16 protein-coding genes are annotated in these 19,381 nt (G+C 66.7%); 3 read left to right on the plus strand and 13 right to left on the minus strand.

Translation table 11 applies throughout. The features are described 5' to 3' along the window. Window positions 1–134: 134 nt before the first annotated feature. From RTW82_RS13815 to RTW82_RS13825, 3 genes are all read right to left on the minus strand, one after another. On the minus strand, window positions 135–1,697 hold the full coding sequence (locus RTW82_RS13815) for a TerC family protein (RefSeq protein WP_021218798.1): 1,563 nt from the start codon (window positions 1,695–1,697) through the stop codon (window positions 135–137). Window positions 1,698–1,983: 286 nt separating this feature from the next. Further along, a complete protein-coding gene (locus tag RTW82_RS13820; protein ID WP_043244491.1) occupies window positions 1,984–2,466 on the minus strand; it encodes a DUF934 domain-containing protein in 483 nt (160 codons plus the stop codon). After that, the gene (locus tag RTW82_RS13825) at window positions 2,463–4,133 is read right to left on the minus strand and encodes a nitrite/sulfite reductase (protein WP_316925421.1); all 1,671 of its coding nucleotides are present in this window, start codon (window positions 4,131–4,133) and stop codon (window positions 2,463–2,465) included. The genes RTW82_RS13820 and RTW82_RS13825 overlap by 4 nt, the downstream gene beginning before the upstream one ends. 291 nt (window positions 4,134–4,424) lie before the next feature. On the opposite strand from RTW82_RS13825, the gene ccoN reads away from it, so the two are divergent. Both ccoN and RTW82_RS13835 read left to right on the plus strand, forming a co-directional pair. Continuing rightward, window positions 4,425–5,849, plus strand: a complete 1,425-nt coding sequence (gene ccoN, locus RTW82_RS13830) for a cytochrome-c oxidase, cbb3-type subunit I (RefSeq protein WP_316925422.1) — start codon at window positions 4,425–4,427, stop codon at window positions 5,847–5,849. A gap of 10 nt (window positions 5,850–5,859) precedes the next feature. Beyond that, window positions 5,860–6,105 carry a cbb3-type cytochrome oxidase subunit 3 gene (locus RTW82_RS13835; RefSeq protein ID WP_021218802.1) on the plus strand — a complete coding sequence of 82 codons (246 nt, stop codon included), beginning with the start codon at window positions 5,860–5,862 and terminating at the stop codon, window positions 6,103–6,105. A 164-nt stretch (window positions 6,106–6,269) separates the two neighbouring features. Here RTW82_RS13835 and RTW82_RS13840 read toward each other — a convergent pair whose 3' ends face one another. After that, window positions 6,270–7,046 (minus strand): ferredoxin--NADP reductase, encoded by a 777-nt coding sequence (locus RTW82_RS13840; RefSeq protein ID WP_021218803.1) that lies wholly within the window; start codon window positions 7,044–7,046, stop codon window positions 6,270–6,272. A gap of 84 nt (window positions 7,047–7,130) precedes the next feature. Beyond that, window positions 7,131–8,123, minus strand: coding sequence for a TRAP transporter substrate-binding protein (locus tag RTW82_RS13845; RefSeq protein ID WP_316925423.1), 993 nt, complete (start codon window positions 8,121–8,123; stop codon window positions 7,131–7,133). Between the two features lie 327 nt (window positions 8,124–8,450). Here RTW82_RS13845 and RTW82_RS13850 point away from each other — a divergent pair, with 327 nt between their 5' ends. Next, window positions 8,451–9,575 (plus strand): class I SAM-dependent methyltransferase, encoded by a 1,125-nt coding sequence (locus RTW82_RS13850; RefSeq protein WP_316925424.1) that lies wholly within the window; start codon window positions 8,451–8,453, stop codon window positions 9,573–9,575. A 503-nt stretch (window positions 9,576–10,078) separates the two neighbouring features. Here RTW82_RS13850 and RTW82_RS13855 read toward each other — a convergent pair. The 8 genes from RTW82_RS13855 to RTW82_RS13890 all read right to left on the minus strand — a co-directional run bounded on the left by RTW82_RS13855 (window position 10,079) and on the right by RTW82_RS13890 (window position 19,378). After that, on the minus strand, window positions 10,079–10,225 hold the full coding sequence (locus RTW82_RS13855) for a DUF2474 domain-containing protein (protein ID WP_021218806.1): 147 nt from the start codon (window positions 10,223–10,225) through the stop codon (window positions 10,079–10,081). A 17-nt stretch (window positions 10,226–10,242) separates the two neighbouring features. Continuing rightward, a complete protein-coding gene (gene cydB, locus RTW82_RS13860) occupies window positions 10,243–11,250 on the minus strand; it encodes a cytochrome d ubiquinol oxidase subunit II (RefSeq protein ID WP_184492091.1) in 1,008 nt (335 codons plus the stop codon). 2 nt (window positions 11,251–11,252) lie between these two features. Then, window positions 11,253–12,698, minus strand: a complete 1,446-nt coding sequence (locus RTW82_RS13865; RefSeq protein ID WP_316925425.1) for a cytochrome ubiquinol oxidase subunit I — start codon at window positions 12,696–12,698, stop codon at window positions 11,253–11,255. 379 nt (window positions 12,699–13,077) lie between these two features. Further along, entirely contained in the window at window positions 13,078–13,665 is a 588-nt protein-coding gene (locus RTW82_RS13870; RefSeq protein ID WP_316925426.1) for a nucleotidyltransferase family protein, read from the minus strand. Between the two features lie 149 nt (window positions 13,666–13,814). After that, on the minus strand, window positions 13,815–14,786 hold the full coding sequence (locus RTW82_RS13875; protein ID WP_316925427.1) for an XdhC family protein: 972 nt from the start codon (window positions 14,784–14,786) through the stop codon (window positions 13,815–13,817). Window positions 14,787–14,788: 2 nt separating this feature from the next. Further along, complete coding sequence (locus RTW82_RS13880; RefSeq protein ID WP_316925505.1) at window positions 14,789–16,012, minus strand: cytochrome c; 1,224 nt, start codon at window positions 16,010–16,012, stop codon at window positions 14,789–14,791. 2 nt (window positions 16,013–16,014) lie between these two features. Further along, entirely contained in the window at window positions 16,015–16,554 is a 540-nt protein-coding gene (locus RTW82_RS13885) for a (2Fe-2S)-binding protein (RefSeq protein ID WP_021218812.1), read from the minus strand. Then, on the minus strand, window positions 16,547–19,378 hold the full coding sequence (locus RTW82_RS13890) for a xanthine dehydrogenase family protein molybdopterin-binding subunit (protein ID WP_316925428.1): 2,832 nt from the start codon (window positions 19,376–19,378) through the stop codon (window positions 16,547–16,549). Before RTW82_RS13890 ends, RTW82_RS13885 begins: the two co-directional genes overlap by 8 nt. Window positions 19,379–19,381 lie beyond the last annotated feature (3 nt).

Raw genomic sequence — 19,381 nt, forward strand, 5'->3', positions numbered from 1 at the left:
TGCCTCCGTAGGGCGGGTGAAACCCGCGAGCTCCTGGCACTCCGCATCGTCGGGTTGCACCCGACCTACACACGCCCCGGCCCTGCCCCCCGCCAATGAAAACGGCGCCTCGCGGCGCCGTTTTCGTTTCAGGCTCAGCCCGTCTCGTCGACCGGCCTCAGCAGCAGGCGGTTGACCCGGCGCTCGCGCACCTCGGTCACCTGCAGTTCCCAGCCTTCCACCTCGAGGCGGTCGCCCACCATGGGCAGGCGGTCCAGCAGGCTCATGGCCAGGCCCGCCAGGGTCTGGTAGTCGTCCGTGGGACGGGCGCGGAAGCCCAGGCGCTCACGCAACACGGCGAGGTTCACCGCACCGCTGACCTTGTAGCCCCCCGCACTCGGCTCGATGTCCGGGCCTTCGCTTTCGCTGGCGTCGGGCAACTGGCCGGCGATGGACTCGAGGATGTCGGTCATGGTCACCAGGCCCTCGAAGCCGCCAAACTCGTTGACCACGAAGGCGATGTGGGTGGAGGCCTCGCGCATCTGCTCCAGGGCCCCCAGCACCGACACGCTCTCGGGCAGGTTGACCGGCGCGCGCAGCAGGGATTCCAGGTCCGGCTCCTCGCCGCGCAGCAGTTCCTTGAACAGCTCCTTCTTGTGCAGGTAGCCCAGGGGCTCGTCCACCGCGCCATCGCGGATCACCACCAGGCGCGAGTGGGGCGCCTGCAGCAGGGCCTGGTGGATCTGCTCGCGGGTCTCGCCCAGGTCGATGCGGTTGACCCGTGCGCGGTCGGTCATCACGGTGCGGATCGAGCGCTCGGCTAGGTGCAGCACGCCGCTGATCATCACCCGCTCGCGGCGGTCGAACACCGCGGTGTCGCCCTCGCCGTCCTTGAGCATGTCGGCGATGTCATCGCCCACTTCGCCGGCATCCACGCCACGGCCGCCGAGCAGGCGCAGCACCGCATGGGCGGTGCGCTCACGCAGGCCACGGCTGCCCTGCAGCTTGCGCTTGCGTCGCCAGCGCACCGTCTGGTTGGCCATCTCGATGAGGATCGAGAAACCGATGGCCGCATACAGGTAGCCCTTGGGAATGTGGAAACCCAGGCCTTCGGCGGTGAGGCTGAAGCCGATCATCATCAGGAAGCCCAGGCACAGCATGATCACCGTGGGGTGGGCGTTGACGAAGGCGGTCAGCGGCTTGCTGGCGACGATCATCAGGCCGATGGAGATGATCACGGCGATCATCATCACTTCCAGGTGCTCGACCATGCCGACGGCGGTGATCACCGCGTCCAGGGAGAACACCGCGTCGAGCACGACGATCTGCGCCACCACCGGCCAGAACATGGCGTAGGTGCGGCTGCCGCCCTGGTGGTGGGTATGGCCCTCGATGCGCTCGTGCAACTCCATGGTGGCCTTGAACAACAGGAACACACCGCCGAACAGCATGATCAGGTCACGGCCGGAGAAGGCCTGGCCGAACACCTCGAACAGCGGTTCGGTCAGGGTCACCAGCCAGGAGATGCTGGCCAGCAGGCCCAGGCGCATGATCAACGCCAGCGACAGGCCGATCAGGCGTGCGCGGTCACGCTGCTCGGGGGGCAGCTTGTCGGCGAGGATGGCGATGAACACCAGGTTGTCGATGCCGAGGACGATCTCCAGCACGATCAGCGTCAGCAGGCCCAGCCAGGCGGTGGGGTCGGCTATCCATTCCATGCTCAGGCACTCCCGGGCGAAAGACGGGCACGCGCGAAGGCTGCATCGGCGCTAACGGGGCGCGGCAGGCGGTTCGGCATGCGGGAAGATCGCGCGGCACGCTGCCACGCTCGGGTCGGGCGCGCGCTGGCGCCGGGGGAGGAAGGGGCCACGCCCTGGGTACTCGGGGGTGGTTTACAACTGTCGCTGTCCATTGGGTTCCGGATCAAAAAAACGGACGTGCATCCTAGGACATGAATGCACGCCGTTTAATCGTGGAATTTTTACTAATCGTGTACGACCTTGCTTAGCGCCGCCGGAACAGGGGCCGCGGCTCGATCACCGAACGCCCATAGAGCACGCTGACCCCGGCCAGCCCCTTAAGCGCGTCGACGACGGATTTGTCCTCACGCACGGCAAAGGCATCGAAGCCGCACTGGCGCATGTGCGAGAGCTGGTCGCGCAGCACATCGCCCACCGCACGCAGCTCGCCGTGCCAGCCCAGGCGGCTGCGCAGCAGGTAGGCCTGGCTGTAGCCGCGGCCGTCGCGGAAGCTGGGGAAGTCCACGGCGATCAGCGGCAGCGCATCGGTCAGCAGCGGCCCCAGTGCCTCCACCTCGTCGTCCGGTTGCAGCAGCAGGCCGTCCCGGCCATCACGCTCGCGCCACAGGGCCAGCGGCAGGATCAGCCGCCCGTCGGGCAGCGCCTCGCCCGCCTCGCGCACCAGGGTCCAGGGGTCGTCCGCGATCAGCTGCGGTTCATCGTCGAGCAGGCGGATGAGGTTGTTCATGCCGGCACCTGCTCACGCACGTAGACCCGTTCCTTGAAAGGCTCGATGCCGATGCGCCCGACGGTGTCGACGAAGCGCTCCTCCAGCTCGCGGTAATCCACATAGGTGGCGACGATGCGCTCGATCACCTCCGGGACTTCGGCGGCGCTGAACGAGGGGCCGATCACCTTGCCCAGCGCGGCGGCCATGCCCTGGGCGCCGCCGAGGGTGATCTGGTACCACTCGCTGCCGCCCTTATCCACACCGAGGATGCCGATGTTGCCGATGTGGTGGTGGCCACAGGCGTTCATGCAGCCGGAGATGTTCAGGCTCAGCTCGCCCAGGTCGTGCAGGTAGTCGAGGTCTTCGAAACGCTGCTGGATGGCCTGGGCGATGGGGATCGACTTGGCGTTGGCCAGGGCGCAGTAGTCGCCGCCAGGGCAGGCGATGATGTCGGTCAGCAGGCCGATGTTCGGCGTGGCCAGGCCAACGGCCACCGCCCGCGACCAGAGCGCGTGCAGGTCGCGCTTGCGCACATCGGGCAGCACCAGGTTCTGTTCATGGGCGATGCGTATCTCGCCGAAGCCGAACGCGTCTGCCCAGTCGGCCACGGCCTCCATCTGCGCGGCGGTGACGTCACCCGGCGGCGCGTCGACCCCGGGCTTGGTGGAGAGCACCACGGCGGCATAACCGGGCACCTTGTGCGGCTGCAGGTTGCGCAAGCACCAACGGGCGAAGGCCGGGTCGCTGGCCAGCTGGCTGCCGAAATTCAGGTCGACGTCGTCGAGGGTTTCGTACACCGGCGCATCGAAGGCCGCGGCCACCCGCTGGTACTCATCGGCGGTGAGCTGGGCCGGGCCGTCGCGCAGGTGCTGCCACTCGGCCTCCACTTCGCGGGAGAAGGCCTCGATACCCAGCGCCTTGACCAGGATCTTGATCCGCGCCTTGTACTTGTTGTCGCGCCGGCCGTGGCGGTTGTACACCCGCAGGATGGCCTCGACGTACGACAGCAGGTGCTGCCAGGGCAGGCCGTCACGGATCTGCAGACCGAGGATCGGCGTGCGCCCCAGGCCGCCCCCCACCAGCACCCGCAGGCACATCTCGCCCGCCGCGTCGCGGTACAGGTAGAGGCCGATGTCGTGCATCTGGATGGCCGCGCGGTCTTCCCCCGAAGCGGAGATGGCGATCTTGAACTTGCGCGGCAGGAAGAGGAATTCGGGGTTGATGGTCGACCACTGGCGGAGGATTTCCGCCAGCGGGCGCGGGTCCAGCAGCTCGTCGGCGGCCACCCCGGCGAAGGCTTCGGTGGTGATGTTGCGCACGCAGTTGCCGGAGGTCTGGATGGCGTGCATCTCCACTTCCGCCAGGCGTTCGAGGATGTCCGGCACCTCGGCCAGTTCGATCCAGTTGAACTGGATGTTCTGCCGCGTGGTGAAGTGGCCGTAGCCGCGGTCGTGGTCGCGGGCGATGCCGGCCAGGGTGCGCAGCTGGCCCGACGCCAGGGTGCCGTAGGGGATGGCCACGCGCAGCATGTAGGCGTGCTTCTGCATGTACAGGCCGTTCTGCAGGCGTAGCGGGAGGAACTCCTCCTCGCTCAGCTCATCGCTCATGCGCCGCGCCACCTGGTCGCGGAACTGCGCCACGCGCTCACGCACGAGCGCGTGGTCGTAGTCGTCGTATCGATACATGCAAGGCTCCTCGGGTCAGGCATCCGCCCCTGCACCGGGGGCGGAACAACGAGGTGCAACTATGGGCGGACCCGCGGAGCAGAAACAGCCGCAGATGCGCGATCTAAAACCGGATCAGATGAGCATCGCCTGGCGGCCTTGCTCCATCTGTCAGCCATCCGATCGGCCCTGATCTGATACCCAAAAACCTCAATGATCTGAGCCTGTTTTGTTTTGGCTCGCCTTCCTAGAGTGACGACCCTGCCAGCCCCCGTACTGGCACCCCCTTCCTTGCAATCGAAAGGTTTCGCCATGAGCACTGCAACACAGGAGCCCACCTACAACTACCGGGTGGTTCGTCAGTTCGCGATCATGACCGTCGTCTGGGGCGTGGTCGGCATGGGCCTGGGCGTGTTCATCGCCGCCCAGCTGGTCTGGCCGCAACTCAATCTCGACCTGCCCTGGACCAGCTTCGGCCGCCTGCGCCCGCTGCACACCAACCTGGTGATCTTCGCCTTCGGCGGCAGCGCGCTGTTCGCCACCAGCTACTACACCGTGCAGCGCACCTGCCAGGCGCGACTGTTCGGCGACGGCCTGGCGGCCTTCACCTTCTGGGGCTGGCAGGCGCTGATCGTCTGCCTGCTGGTCACCCTGCCCCAGGGCCTGACCACCACCAAGGAATACGCCGAGTTGGAATTCACCGGCGCCGTGTGGATGGGCATCGTCTGGGTCGCCTACGCGGTGGTGTTCTTCGGCACGGTGATGAAGCGCAGCACCCCGCACATCTATGTGGGCAACTGGTTCTTCGGCGCCTTCATCCTGGTCACCACCATGCTCCACGTGGTCAACCACATGGCCATCCCGGTGAGCTGGTTCAAGTCCTACCCGCTGTACAGTGGCGCCACCGATGCCATGGTGCAGTGGTGGTACGGGCACAACGCGGTGGGCTTCTTCCTCACCACCGGCTTCCTCGGGATGATGTATTACTTCATCCCCAAACAGGCCGGGCGCCCGGTCTACTCCTACCGCCTGTCCATCGTTCACTTCTGGGCGCTGATCACCCTGTACATCTGGGCCGGCCCGCACCACCTGCACTACACCGCCCTGCCGGACTGGGCCCAGAGCCTGGGCATGGCGATGTCGATCATCCTCCTGGCGCCCAGCTGGGGCGGCATGATCAACGGCATGATGACCCTCTCCGGTGCCTGGCATAAGTTGCGCGACGACCCGATCCTGCGCTTCCTCATCGTCTCGCTGGCCTTCTACGGCATGTCCACCTTCGAGGGGCCGATGATGGCGATCAAGACGGTCAACGCCCTCTCCCACTACACCGACTGGACCATCGGCCACGTGCACGCCGGCGCCCTCGGCTGGGTGGCGATGATCACCTTCGGCTCGCTCTACCACCTGATCCCGAAGATCTTCGGTCGCGAGCGCATGTACAGCGTCGGCCTGATCAATACGCACTTCTGGCTGGCCACCATCGGCACCGTGCTCTACATCGCCTCGATGTGGGTCAACGGCATCACCCAGGGCCTGATGTGGCGCGCCATCAACGACGACGGCACCCTCACCTACTCCTTCGTCGAATCCCTGGAGGCCAGCCACTCGGGCTTCCTGGTGCGCTTCATCGGCGGGGTGTTCTTCCTCAGCGGCATGCTGCTGATGGCCTACAACACCTGGCGCACCCTGAAGGCGCCCCAGGCCGAACGGCACGCGCTCGGCGCCACGACCTGAGGAGACGGGCATGGACACGGATACCTTCTACGGCCTGCTGTCCCTGGGCACCCTGGTGTTCTTCTACGTCGCCACCCAGTTCAGCCTGGGTGGCAAGAGCCAGCGGCAGATCGACGAAGCCACCATGTTGCCCTTCGCCGACGACGACCCCGTGGCCCGGCGCATGGAACGCGCCACCGGGCGCAGCAGCACCGGCTGCAGCTGCCCCGGCCGTTGCGATGGCGGCTGTGCGAATCGAGGGGATGTGGAGATGTGAATGGCCCGCGAGCCGTGCGAAACCCTGTGTCGTAGGATGGGTAGAGCCGTGCGAAACCCATGCTGACAGCCCCGCACGAAGCCCTGCCATACCTCGCATCGATGGGTTTCGCTTCGCTCTACCCATCCTACGAAAGAGACAAAGGCTCGCTGGGCCAACGTCTTCTACCAATAATTCTCCACCGCCACCTGCCCGGGCTTGCGGGTCAGGGCCAGGTTCATGTCGCGGGCCTTCAGCACGGCGCGGGTGTCTTCGATCATCTGCGGGTTGCCGCAGAGCATCACCCGCGAATGCTCGGGAGTCAGCGCCAGGCCGGCGGCACGCTCCAGCTCACCGTTCTCGATCAGCGTGGTGATGCGCCCGTTCAGCGCACCCGGTACCTGCTCGCGGGTGACCACGGGGATGTAGGTCAGCTTGTCGGCGACGCCTTCCAGGTGCTCCAGCTCCTTGAGCCCGGCGATCAACGGCTGGTAGGCCAGCTCGCTTTCGTGCCGTGCGCTGTACACCAGCAGGATGCGCTCGAAGCGCTGCCACACTTCCAGGTCCTGGAGGATCGACAGGAAGGGCGCGACACCGGTGCCGGTGGCCAGCAGCCAGAGGTCACGGCCGTCGATGAAGCGGTCGAGGGTGAGGAAGCCGAAGGCCTGCTTGTCGATCAGCAGGGTGTCGCCCTCGGCGAGGCGGCTCAGCTCGCTGGTGAACTCGCCGCCGGGCACCACGATGGAGAAGAACTCCAGGTGCTCGTCATGGGGTGCAGACACCATGGAATAGGCGCGCCACACGGTGCTGCCATCGGCCTTGGTCACGCCCAGGCGGGCGAACTGACCGGCGCGGAAGCGGAAGCCGGGGTCACGGGTGGTGCGCAGGGTGAACAGGCTCGGCGTCAGGGTCTGGACGTCGAGCAGGGTCTGGCGGGTGAACTTCTCTTCGCTGGCGCTCATTGCGGGCTCCTGTCGCTGGAACCCCGCCAGTGTCCCGCAAAGCGCGCGCGGGAAACACCCGCGCGCGTTGTGGCTATAGGCCGATCAGTGCTTGCGGTTGACGGTCTGGGCGGCGCGCAGCACGTCGGCACCGATCTCCGCTTCGTAGGTTTTCCACAGCGGCATCAGGGCCTGGCGCCAGGCGTCACGCTCCTCGGGGGTGAGGGTGATCACCTTGGCCTTGCCGGCGGCGATGACGCGCTCGCGGTCCTTCTGATTCATCGCCTCGGCGTCCTTGTTCACCGCGAAGGTGACCTCTTCGATGATGGCTTCCAGCTCGGTGCGGGTCTGGTACGGGATGCTGATCCAGAACTTGTGGTTGGTGATCAGCATGTAGTTCAGCGAACCGTGGTTGGTCTCGATGACATAGGGCTGGACGGTGTCGATCTTCTGGCTGGCGATGTTCGACCAGGGGCCTTCGGTGCCCTGGATGGTGCCCGCCTGCAGGGCCTTGAAGGCGTCGGCGAAGGGCATCTTCACGGTCTTGGCGCCGAGCAGGCCGAACTGTGCGTCGAGCACGGAGGACGGCTGGATACGGAAGGCCAGGCCCTTGGCGTCTTCGGGCTTGCGCAGCTCGCGGCTGGAGGTCAGCTCCTTCATGCCGTTGTTCCAGTAGCCCAGGCCATAGATGCCCTGCTTGGACATCGAGCGCAGCAGCTCGCGGCTCTTGTCGCGCTTCTGGAAGCGCTTCACGGCTTCGAGGTCATCGAACAGGAAGGGCAGGTCGAACACCTGCAACTGCTTGGTATAGGCCTCGAACTTGGACAGCGAGGGCGCCAGCATCTGCACCTCGCCCTTCTGCAGGGCCTGGATCTCGTCGGCGTCACCGAAGAGGCTGGAGTTCGGGTAGACCTCGACCTTCACCTTGCCCGGCAGGCGTTCTTCCACCAGCTTCTTGAACAGCAGCGCGCCCTTGCCCTTGGGCGTGTCCTCGGCCACCACGTGGGAGAACTTGATGAGGATCGGCTCCTCGGCCAGCGCGGAGCTGGAAAGGACCATGAGCGAAGCGAAGAGCGCCCCGAACAGAGACTTGTACATGTATGCACCTGTGCAAATGGCAACGGCGAAGCCCGCGCCATGCGCGTCGGCTCCGTCTGGAATAAGGTTTTTTTCGGTGGAACGCCCGCTCCCAACCAGCGGGTACGCACCGTTTTTTACGGCGTACCAGGTCGTTCAGGGCAGAGAAATGCCAGATGCCTGGTTATTATTGGAGCTGTTCCGGCGCAGAGAATCGCCATGGGATGGCGGTCCGAAATCAGAGGCGCGGATTCTTAGGCAAAACTGATCAATAAACAAGCACCGCTAATCCCAACCAGCTCTCACTTCCAGCACAATCTCCGCCTTCAGCCCTTTCCAGAGTTCCCGATGCCCCAACTGCTCACCCCTTTCGGCCAGCTCGACCTGGTCCGCGTTCCCGACCAGCCGAACGACCCGCTGCAGGCCTTCGACGCCGCCGACGAGTACCTGCTCGGCCACCTGCATGAGCAGGCGCCCGACGCCGCCACCCGGGTGCTGGTGCTCAACGACAGCTTCGGCGCCCTGGCCACCAGCCTCGCGCCGCACGTTCAGGTCACCAGCAGCGGCGACTCGCACCTGGGCTTCCTCGGCCTGCAGCGCAACCTGGCGCGTAACGGCCTGGCCGCCGACGCGCTGCGCTTCGTGCCGGCCAGTGAAATGGTCGAGGGGCCATTCGACCGGGTGCTGATCCGCGTGCCCAAGACCCTGGCCCTGCTGGAAGAACAGCTGATCCGCCTGCAAGGCCAGCTGGCGCCCGGCGCCACAGTGGTGGCCGCGGGCATGGTCAAGCACCTGCCCCACGCCGCCGGCGACCTGCTGGAGAAATACATCGGCCCGATGCAAGCCTCGCTGGCAGTGAAAAAGGCCCGCCTGCTGGTGGCCACACAGGCGGACCGACCGCGCGTCAGCTCGCCCTACCCCACCCGCTACCTGCTGGAAAAGCCGCGCATCGAGCTGCTCAACCACGCCAACGTGTTCTGCCGCGAGGGCCTGGACATCGGCACCCGCGCCTTCCTCCCGCACCTGCCCAAGCGCCTGGACGCCACCCGCGTGGCCGACCTGGGCTGCGGCAACGGCGTGCTCGGCATCGCCTACGCCCTGGCCAACCCGGCGGCGCAGCTGACCCTGGTGGACGAGTCCTACATGGCGGTGCAATCGGCTGTGGATAACTGGCGCACGGCCCTGGGCGAGCGCGCGGTGGAGGTGCGTCCCGGCGATGGCCTGGCCGAGCAGCCGGCGGATTCCCTGGACCTGGTGCTGTGCAACCCGCCCTTCCACCAGCAGCAGGTGGTGGGCGACTTCCTCGCCTGGCGCATGTTCGTGCAGGCGCGCGATGCGCTGGTCACCGGCGGGGAGCTGTGGATAGTCGGCAACCGCCACCTGGGCTACCACGCCAAGCTCAAGCGCCTGTACCGCGGCGTCGAGCAGGTCGCCGCCACGCCCAAGTTCGTGATCCTAAAGGCCTCCAAGTAGGGGCGCGATTCAATCGGGCGCCGATGTAGGTCGGGTGCAACCCGATATCGCCGTCACAGGGATTCGCGGGTTTCACCCGCATTGCACGAGCCGACCGTCGCGTGGGGTGGACCCCGCCTCACCGGTCCACCATCGGAGCCGGGCCGGGCGCCGCCGGTGGATGTAAAAAGCGACATCCACCCTACCGTCCTGCGCTCCCTGGTACCGCGGGGAGTCGCTTAACCGTAGGTCGGGTGCAACCCGACATCACCGTCACAGGGATTCACGGGTTCCACCCGCCCTGCACGAGCCGACCGTCGCGTAGGKTGGACCCCGCTTCAYCGGTCCACCAKCGGAGCCARACCGGGCATCGCTGGTGGATGTAAAAAGCGACATCCACCCTACCGTCCCGCGCTCCCTGGTACCGCAGGGAGTCGCTCAACCGTAGGTCGGATGCAACCCGACATCGCCGTCATAAGGATCGCGGGTCCACCATCGGAGCCGAGCCGGCATCTTGTCCCGGCTCAGGGCGTGCTCAGCCCCGCCGCATTCATGAACAGCCGCAGCAGGTAGGACACGGCGCCCAGCGCCAGGACGCTGCCGGTCCAGATCGCCAGCAGCCAGCCCAGGCGTTGCCACAGGGGCTTCTTCTCGGGGTTATCCACAGCCATGGTCGCTCTCCTGTCCACTAGTGGTAGCCCTGGTCCGGGGTGACCTTGCCGCGGAACACGTAGTAGCTCCAGGCGGTGTACACGAGGATGAAGGGGATGATGAACAGCGCCCCCACCAGCGCGAAGCCCTGGCTTTGCGGCGGCGCGGCGGCCTGCCAGATGCTCAGCGAGCCCGGCACGATGTTCGGCCACAGGCTGATGCCCAGGCCGCTGTAGCCGAGGAAGATGAGGATCAGGGTCAGCACGAAGGGCTTGATGTTGTCGTAGTTCGCCACCGAGCGCAGCAGGTAGAAGAAGGTCACCAGCACCAGCAGCGGCACCGGCAAGAACCAGAACAGGTTGGGCAGGCTGAACCAGCGCTGGGCGATCTCGCCATGGGACAGCGGCGTCCAGATGCTGACGATGCCGATCACCGCCAGCAGCACCAGGGCCAGCGGGCGGGCCATGTCGTGCATCTGCTCCTGCAGGCGGCCTTCGGTCTTCATGATCAGCCAGGTGCAGCCGAGCAGCGCATAGGCCGCCACCAGCCCCAGGCCACTGAAGATCGGGAAGGGCGCCAGCCAGTCCAGGCCACCGCCGGCGAACTGGCGGTTCTCCACCGGGATGCCTTCGATGAAGGCCCCCAGGGCCACGCCCTGGAAGAAGGTCGCCGCCAGGGAGCCGCCGATGAAGGCCTTGTCCCAGATGTGGCGCTTGTGCTCCTTGGCCTTGAAGCGGAACTCGAAGGCCACGCCCCGGAACACCAGGCCGATGAGCATGAACATCAGCGGCAGGTAGAGGGCGCTGAGCACCACCGAGTAGGCCAGCGGGAAGGCCGCGAACAGCCCCGCCCCGCCCAGCACCAGCCAGGTCTCGTTACCGTCCCACACCGGCGCGACGGTGTTCATCATCACGTCGCGCTCGGAGTCGTCCTTGACGAAGGGGAAGAGGATGCCGATGCCCAGGTCGAAGCCGTCCATCACCACGTACATCATCACGCCGAAGACGATGATGATTGCCCAGATCAGAGAAAGGTCGATGCCCATGTTCAATTCCTCGCGCCCAGGTCGTCGCCACTGGCGTCATCGTCGTCCATGTTCTCGTCGGCGGCCGAGATCGGCCGTGCCGGCGTGCGTTTCTGGCCAGGGCCACCGATGCCCTGCTCCTTGCCTTCGTCGGTCTTCGGCCCTTTGCGCACCAGGCGCAGCAGGTAGCTGAAGCCGGCGCCGAACACGGCGAAGTACACCACCACGAACATGATCAGGGTGAGGCTCATCTGCGCGAAGCTGTGGTTCGACGAGGCGTCGGCGGTGCGCATCAGCCCGTACACGACCCAGGGCTGGCGGCCGATCTCGGTGGTGAACCAGCCGGCGAGGATGGCGATCAACCCGGACGGGCCCATCCACAGGCACAGGTAGAGGAACGGCCGCGAGCTGAACAGCCCGCCGCGCCAGCGCAGCCACAGGCTCCAGACGCCGGCCAGGATCATCAGCAGGCCGAGGGCGACCATGATGCGGAACGACCAGAAGACGATGGTGGAGTTGGGCCGGTCTTCCTTGGGGAAGTCCTTCAGCGCCGGCACCTGCTTGTCCAGGCTGTGGGTGAGGATCAGGCTGCCGAGGTAGGGAATCTCCACCTTGAAGCGGGTTTCCTCGCGCTCCATGTCCGGCCAGCCGAAGAGGATCAGCGGGGTCGCCTCGCCACTGCTGTTGTCCCAGTGCCCTTCCATCGCGGCGATCTTCGCCGGCTGGTGCTTGAGGGTGTTGAGGCCGTGCAGGTCACCGATGAACGCCTGGATCGGCGCCACCAGCAGGGCCATCCACATGGCCATGGAGAGCATCTGGCGGATCGCCGGGTTGTCACGCCCGCGCAGCAGGTGCCAGGCCGCCGAGGAGCCGACGAAGAAGGCCGTGGCGAGGAAGGCCGCGGTGGCCATGTGCGCCAGGCGATAGGGGAAGGACGGGTTGAAGATCACCGCGAACCAGTCGGTGGGGATCACCCGGCCATCGATGATCTCGAAGCCCTGGGGCGTCTGCATCCAGCTGTTGGAGGCGAGGATCCAGAAGGTGGAGATCAGCGTGCCGATGGCCACCATCACCGTGGAGAAGAAGTGCAGGCCCGGCCCGACGCGGTTCCAGCCGAACAGCATCACGCCGAGGAAGCCGGCCTCGAGGAAGAATGCGGTGAGCACCTCGTAGGTCAGCAGCGGCCCGGTAACCGAGCCGGCGAAGTCGGAGAAGGCGCTCCAGTTGGTGCCGAACTGATAGGCCATCACCAGGCCGGACACCACGCCCATGCCGAAGTTGACGGCGAAAATCTTCGACCAGAAGTGATAGAGGTCGCGATAGACCTCCCGGTTGGTCTTCAGCCACAAGCCTTCCAATACCGCCAGGTAACTCGCCAGGCCAATGGTGATGGCCGGAAAGATGATGTGGAAGGAAATGGTGAAGGCGAACTGGATTCGGGCGAGATCAAGAGCCTCCAATCCGAACATTACGGCGTCCTCATAGCTGGTTTCACGGGCACGGCCCTGGGCAGGTCACTCCGGCAATTGGAGCGCTGCTCATGGGAATTCGTTCTTTTTATGTGGAGTTTCAGGGAGATGGCGGCCCAATCGGCCGCAAGCGCAAACCCAAAGGTCGGGCATTGACGCAGATCAATCAGCAGCTAAAGAGTAGCGCTTCGCTTGAAGAAAAATGCTGTGGTCGATTGCCACGCGGCAGGTTGCCGCAGCGAGTGGATAACCCTGGACAAACACGGAGCCGGAGCGGGGCCCCGCTACAAGGTCACTGGACAGTCCTGAACAGCCCGTAACCCACCTGGTGGATGGATGAAGCGTCATCCACCCTACACCCCCGGAAGCCGGTGCACGCCTACGGCCGTGGCGCGTGCCCCGAATCAAGGGCCTGGGGCGTGTCCACGTCCAGCACCACGCCGGGGTCGTCCACCTCCAATACCCGCCAGGCCTCGCGGTGGACAGCGAGCACGGAACGGGCGCCTTCGTCGCCCTGGAGGTGTTGCAGCTCGGGCCAGAAATCGCGCCCGAAGATCACCGGGTGGCCGCGCAGGCCGTGGTGCAACGGGAACAGGATGTGCTGCGCATCGGCCTGGGCCACCAACTGGCGCAGCGTCGCCTCGGCCAGCCAGGGCATGTCCCCCAGCATCACCGCCACGGCCCTGCCCCGGGCTGTGGATAACCCGCGCACGCCCGCCGCCAGGCTGTGGCCCATGCCCAGGTCGGCGTCCGCGCAGCGGATCACCGGGCAATCGTCGGGCAGGCCCAACGCCGCCGGGTCGTCCTCCGGGCGCAGCACCACATGCACCTCATCGAACACCGCCCGCGCCCGCGCCACGCTGGCCGCCAGCAGGGTGCGGCCATCGGCCAGGCGCGCCTGACGCTTGTCGCTGCCGAAGCGTGTGCCACGGCCAGCGGCGAGGATCAGGGCGATGACGGGGGGCATGACAACTCCTGGGGCATCAAAGAATGGGTGGGAGCGAATTCATTCGCGAAAGGACCGCGCAGCGGTCCCAATACAGAGCGGCAGCCTGTCGGCTGCCATCGCGAATGAATTCGCTCCTACAGGGTTTCCCCAGCGTTCCGTCCAGGGAATCAAACCCGCTCGCGCGGTATCGCATTGCGCACCCGCAGGATGTCGGCAAGCACCGCCAGGGCGATCTCCGCCGGGGTCTTGCTGCCCAGGTTCAGGCCGATGGGGGCGATGATGCGGTCGATCTCGGTTTCGCTCAGGCCGCCCACGCGACGCAGGCGCTCCCGGCGCTTGGTGCTGGTGGCCATCGAGCCCATCACGCCGATGTAGAAGGCTTCGGTGCGCACCGCCTCGATCATCGCCAGGTCGTCGATGCGCGGGTCGTGGGTCAGGGCCACCACGGCGGTGTCGGCGTGGCAACCACCGTTGCGGATCACTTCGGAGGGCAGCTCGCGGCGCACCTCGACGCCCGGCAGCTCGACGCCCTCGAGCACCTCCTCGCGGGGGTCGCAGAGCACCACCTCGAAGCCCAGCGGCTGGGCGAATTCGGCGCACACCTGGGCCACCGAGGAATAGCCCGCCAGCAGTAGGCGCTGGGCAGCACCGACGCGCAGGCGGATCACCTGTTCGTTACGCTCCACCCGGGCGCCCTGCTCGCGGTCCTCCAGCAGGGCACGGCTGCCGCCGTCGATGCGGATCTCCCGCAGCAGCCGGCGCTGGCCGGCCAGGGCGCTTTCCAGCTCGCGCAGGTGCGCCTGCACCTCGCAATCGGCCGGCAGGTTCTCCACCAGCACGTCCAGCACCCCGCCGCAGGGCAGGCTGATCTTCGAACGCTCATCGCTGCCGTCGCCGTAGCGCACCAGCGCCAGCGGCTCGGGGAATGCGCCTTCGGCGACACGTTCGAGGAAGTCATCCTCGACGCAACCACCGGACAACGACCCCACCCACTGCCCCGCCTCGTTGGCGGCCAGCAGCGAGCCCGGCGCACGGGGCGCCGAGCCGTAGGTGGAAAGCACGGTACAGAGCCAGACACGCTGGCCGGCCCTGGACCACTCGAGGGCCTTGCGCACGACGATGAGGTCGAGGTGTTGCATGGTCAGTGAACCTTTTCGCTTCGCAGTTGGGAGACGCTCTCCATACCGATGTCCCCGGGCGATCCTCCCCAGGTCTGGCGCAGGTAGTTGAGCAGATCGCGCATCCGCGCGTCATCAAGATCATGCAGGAAACCGGGCATCGGCTGCATGCGTTCGAAGCCGGTGAACTGCTGCTCGCGGATGCCGTCGTCGATCACCCGCAGCAGGTTGCGCGAATCCTCCTGGCGCAGGGTGGTGTTGCCGGCCATGGCCACCGCCACGTGGGGGATGCCCTGCCCCTCAGCGCCATGGCAGCCGGCGCAGAGGTTCAGGTACTCCTGGCGACCGGCCTGGCCGCTGGCGGTGAGCTCGGCCAGCGGGCGGGTGGCGATGGTCGCCGGAGCCGGCGGCTGGTCACCCATGAGGAACACCGCCATGGCCTGGTGATCCACCTCCGGCAGGTATTGCAGGCTGTGGTGCAGCACCGGGTACATCTCGTTGAACACCGAGCCCTGGGCGCTGATGCCGTGCTTGAGGAAGGTCGCCAGGTCGTCGGTGGTCCAGCCACGGGCGGCCAGCGCCTCGGCCTTCAGGCTGGGCGCCAGGTAGCCCAGGAGCACACCGCCTTCCATGCGCTGGTCCTGCTGCAGGGCACCGAGCGCGTTGCGCGGGGTGTGGCATTCGCCGCAGTGGCCGAGGGCTTCCACCAGGTACTGGCCACGCTGCCAGGCCTCGCTCTTGCCCTCCGCCGGCTGCATCTGCACGCGGTTCTTGTAGAGCATGTTCCAGAAGGCCAGGCCGAAGCGCAGGTTGAACGGGAAGGTCAGGCTGGTCTGCGGGCTCGCCTTGGGGATCGGCTCGCGGCTCATCAGGTAGGCGTAGAGGGCGTCGGAGTCCTCCCGGGTGATGAGGTGGTAGGAGGTGTAGGGCATCGCCGGGTAGAGCTTGCTGCCATCGGGCTTCTCGCCCTGGGTCAGCGCGCGGTAGAGGTCATCGGCGGTGTAGTGGCCGATGCCGTGCTCCTTGTCCGGGCTGATGTTGGTGCCATAGATGGTGCCGAAGGGCGACTCCAGCGGCAGGCCACCGGCATAGGGGGCGCTGCCCTCGATGCTGTGGCAGGCCACGCAGTCGGCGGCGCGGGAGATGTAGCGGCCGCGCTCGATCAGGGCCTTGTCGGCGGGCGCTTCGGGCGCGGCGGTGGCGGCCAGGGGCAGGAGCAGCCCGGCAGCGATCAGCAGTGCTTTCATCATCAGCCTTCCTTCACCAGACCCAGTTCCTCGACCACATCGCGCGCGGCGTTGTAGTAGCGGACGTAACCGGTGCAACGGCAGATGTGCTTGCCCAGGGCGTTGTCGATCTCGCCCTCCAGCTCGCTGCGCTTGATCGGCTGGCGCTGCAGCTTCTCCACCAGCACGGTGGCGGCGTTGACGTAGCCGGGGGTGCAGTAGCTGCACTGGAAGGCGAACTGGTCGACGAACTTCTGCTGGATGGGGTTAAGGCTCTTCACCTCGCCCTTGTCGTCGAGCTGGGCGTGGCCCTCCACCGTGCGCACCTTCTTGCCGGCGAAGAAATGCGCGCCGGTGATGCAGGTGCGGATTTCCTCGCTGGTGCCGTCGGGCTTGTCGAGGATGGCCACGCAGGCGTGGCACACGCCCTGGCCGCAGCCCAGGCGCGAGCCGGTGAGGTTCAGGTACTCGTGGAGGAAGTCGATCATCATCAGGTCGTCCGCCACCTCGATGGGGCCGACGGCCTGGCCGTTGATGTTCATGCTGAGCGCGCGGTTAGCCATGGAGGGCCTCCTTGATGCGGGCCGGAGTCAGGGGAAGGTCGCGCAGGCGCTTGCCGGTGGCGTGGGCCACGGCGTTCACGATGGCGCCGACCACGGGGATCATCACCACTTCGGCGATGCCCTTGGCCGGGTCGCTGGGCGACAGCGGCGGCAGGATCTCCGCCGTCTGCGACCACACGGCGACGTCTTTCGCCCGGGGCAGCTGGTAGCGGTTGAAGTTCCAGGTGCCCTCACCCGGGCCCCCTTCGTAGAGCGGCATTTCCTCCATCAGCGCGTGGCCGATGCCCATGGCGATGCCGCCTTCCAGCTGGCCGAGCACCAGCTCGGGGACGATCACCCGGCCGCACTCCATCCAGGAATGGTGGTTGATCACGGTGGCCTGGCCGCTGCCCTTGTTGACCTTGATCTCCACCAGGGTGGCCACCGGGCTGTAGTAGGTGACCATGGCGTTATTGAGCTGGGTTTCCGGGTAGCTGACCGAGACGCGGTCCAGCAGGTGGTAGCCGTTGCGGGTCATCAGGGCGCGCTTGCCGGCGTCGGCACCGGCGCCGTACTTCACCGCCACTGCGTCCAGCGGCAGGCTCTCGCGCACGCCGTTGATCTCGAACTCGGCCGAGGCCCACTTCCAGCGGTTGAAGCCGTGCACGCTGGCGGCGGTGACCAGGCCCAGGTCATGGGCCTTCTTCGCCAGCAGCTCGAAGGGGATCGGCGGCATGCCGCCGGCGCTCAGGGCGCCATCCTTCCAGTGGGCGTCTTCGCGGCGCACCACGTAGGGGTTGAGCGAGCCGTTGTACTCGCCACGGCCCCAGATGCTCAGCGCCGCCGGCCACAGGCCGAAGTTGAAGATGATGCGCGCAGCCTCGCGGGTGGCGTGGCCGGAGTAGTAGGCGGAGTTGGTGGCCGAGGACGGCGACGCCAGCTTGCCCACCCAGCGAGGGTTCTTCAACGCAGCGTCCTGGTCGGCCTGGCTGATGATGTAGGGGTTGCCGCTGGTGACCAGGCCCAGCTCGTGCCAGTCGGTCTCGCCGGTCTTGATCTCATGGGCCGGCTGGCCCAGGTGGTCGGCGGCCAGCAGTGCCTGGGAGGTGGCCATGCCGGTGCCCATGTCGATGGCCACGTGGCGCAGCAGCACGCGCCCGTCGGCGGTGATCTCCAGGCTCGCCAGGGGCGCCTCGGAGCCGGTGCCGAAGTCCTTCTGGCACATGGCGAAGCCGACGCCGTAGAGGTTGTCCGGGTCCTCGGCGTCGAAGCGCTGCTTGCGCTCCGCGCGGGTGCGCCAGATTTCGTGCTGGGCGGCTTTTTCGAGAATCTCGTCGAGGCGCAGCGCACCGGCGGGAATCGCACCCTGGGTGTTCTTCATGCCGGTCTTGAACACGTTCTTCTTGCGCAGCTCGATGGCGTCCAGGCCCAGGCGGCCGGCCACCTCGTCCACCATCATCTCGGTGGCGGCCATGGTCTGCAGGGTGCCGTAGCCGCGCATGGAACCGGCCTCGACGCCGCGCGAGTGGTACGCGGTGGCGGCCAGGTCGCTCTGCGGCAGGTAGTAGATGGACTGCGCCGCCGTGGCGCCGACCGCCGCCACCGAGGAGCTGTAGTTGGCGCGGCCGCCGCCGTCGACGTCCATGTGCGCGCGGAAGATCTGGAAGCTGTGGTCCTGCTTGTTCACCGCCAGCTGGTAGTGCATGTCGAAGGGGTGGCGCTTGATGCCGCTCTGGAACTGCTCGTAGCGGTCGTTGGCCAGGCGCACCGGCACGCCTTCGCCGTACATCGCGGCGAGCGCGGCGTAGAAGACGAAGATGTTGTTGTCCTTGGAGCCGTAGCCCACGGTGTAGCCCGGGTGCAGGTTGAGCGTGGCCACCTTGAAGCGCGACGGCGCCAGCATGTGCGCGGTCTGCTCGGCCACCTCGAAGGGGCACTGGGTGGCGACCACGAAGTGCAGGGTGCCGCTCTCGGCGTCATACCAGCCGTTGCCGTTGTCGGCCTCCAGGGCCGCCGGCTCGATGGACTGGGTGGTGAAGCGCTCGTCGAACACCAGCCAGTCTTCCGGCGGCGCCTTGAGCTGCTGCTCCATGCGCTCGGCGTAGTACAGGCCCTGTTGGGTCAGGTCGCCGTTGATCTTGGCCTGCTGGCTCCACACCGGTTTGCGCTGGCGGATGATGGGGAACAGCATGCTGTCCTTGAGGCTGGAGAACACGTCCGGCTCGAACGCCGTCTCGCCGCCCACCCGCACGAAGCGGAAGCTGCCGTAGGGGTCGGCCTGGTACAGCTCGGCCTTGGCGCCGTAGCGCACCACCTTCTCGTTGAACTTGAGGATGTTCTTGGCCCGGCGGTAGCGGTCGAAGTCGGTCCAGATGGCCATCGCCACCGGGTGGCCGATGAACATCGGCACCTGGCCTTCCGGCAGAAAGGGGTCGAGGTTGTGGCCTTCGGGGAAGCCGATGCCGTCACGGGCGAGGTCCGCCGCGGTGACCAGGCGATCGGGCTTGAGCTCGTCGCCGAGCATGGACAGGTCGAGGCCGGCGTAGAGCTGGTCGGCGCGGGTCGCCTTGATCAGCAGCGCATGGCCCTGGCGCTGGGGCCAGCCGGGCATGTCCTTGGCGCGGATGTCACGGGCGAAGACCTTGGCCCCACAGGCCTTGGAAACGCCGTCGATGCGCGCTCGTGCCTGGCCGCCGGGCGTGTACCAGGGCTGCGGCGAGGCGGTGACCTTGTCCTCGAACAATGCAGCAAAGGCCTTGCTGCCCAGTGGTGCCAGCGTGATGCCGATACCTGCGATGACACTGCCCTGCAAGAAGGCGCGTCGGGATAACTCACGGTTGGACATACC

The organism is Pseudomonas sp. zfem005 (assembly GCF_032621735.1).
Classification (GTDB): Bacteria; Pseudomonadota; Gammaproteobacteria; order Pseudomonadales; family Pseudomonadaceae; genus Metapseudomonas; species Metapseudomonas solani.

Coding starts and splice junctions, on each gene's coding strand:
- RTW82_RS13815 (WP_021218798.1), bottom strand. CDS start 1,697: ATGGAATGGATAGCCGACCCCACCGCCTGGCTGGGCCTGCTGACGCTG.
- RTW82_RS13820 (WP_043244491.1), bottom strand. CDS start 2,466: ATGAACAACCTCATCCGCCTGCTCGACGATGAACCGCAGCTGATCGCG.
- RTW82_RS13825 (WP_316925421.1), bottom strand. CDS start 4,133: ATGTATCGATACGACGACTACGACCACGCGCTCGTGCGTGAGCGCGTG.
- ccoN (WP_316925422.1), top strand. CDS start 4,425: ATGAGCACTGCAACACAGGAGCCCACCTACAACTACCGGGTGGTTCGT.
- RTW82_RS13835 (WP_021218802.1), top strand. CDS start 5,860: ATGGACACGGATACCTTCTACGGCCTGCTGTCCCTGGGCACCCTGGTG.
- RTW82_RS13840 (WP_021218803.1), bottom strand. CDS start 7,046: ATGAGCGCCAGCGAAGAGAAGTTCACCCGCCAGACCCTGCTCGACGTC.
- RTW82_RS13845 (WP_316925423.1), bottom strand. CDS start 8,123: ATGTACAAGTCTCTGTTCGGGGCGCTCTTCGCTTCGCTCATGGTCCTT.
- RTW82_RS13850 (WP_316925424.1), top strand. CDS start 8,451: ATGCCCCAACTGCTCACCCCTTTCGGCCAGCTCGACCTGGTCCGCGTT.
- RTW82_RS13855 (WP_021218806.1), bottom strand. CDS start 10,225: ATGGCTGTGGATAACCCCGAGAAGAAGCCCCTGTGGCAACGCCTGGGC.
- cydB (WP_184492091.1), bottom strand. CDS start 11,250: ATGGGCATCGACCTTTCTCTGATCTGGGCAATCATCATCGTCTTCGGC.
- RTW82_RS13865 (WP_316925425.1), bottom strand. CDS start 12,698: ATGTTCGGATTGGAGGCTCTTGATCTCGCCCGAATCCAGTTCGCCTTC.
- RTW82_RS13870 (WP_316925426.1), bottom strand. CDS start 13,665: ATGCCCCCCGTCATCGCCCTGATCCTCGCCGCTGGCCGTGGCACACGC.
- RTW82_RS13875 (WP_316925427.1), bottom strand. CDS start 14,786: ATGCAACACCTCGACCTCATCGTCGTGCGCAAGGCCCTCGAGTGGTCC.
- RTW82_RS13880 (WP_316925505.1), bottom strand. CDS start 16,012: ATGAAAGCACTGCTGATCGCTGCCGGGCTGCTCCTGCCCCTGGCCGCC.
- RTW82_RS13885 (WP_021218812.1), bottom strand. CDS start 16,554: ATGGCTAACCGCGCGCTCAGCATGAACATCAACGGCCAGGCCGTCGGC.
- RTW82_RS13890 (WP_316925428.1), bottom strand. CDS start 19,378: ATGTCCAACCGTGAGTTATCCCGACGCGCCTTCTTGCAGGGCAGTGTC.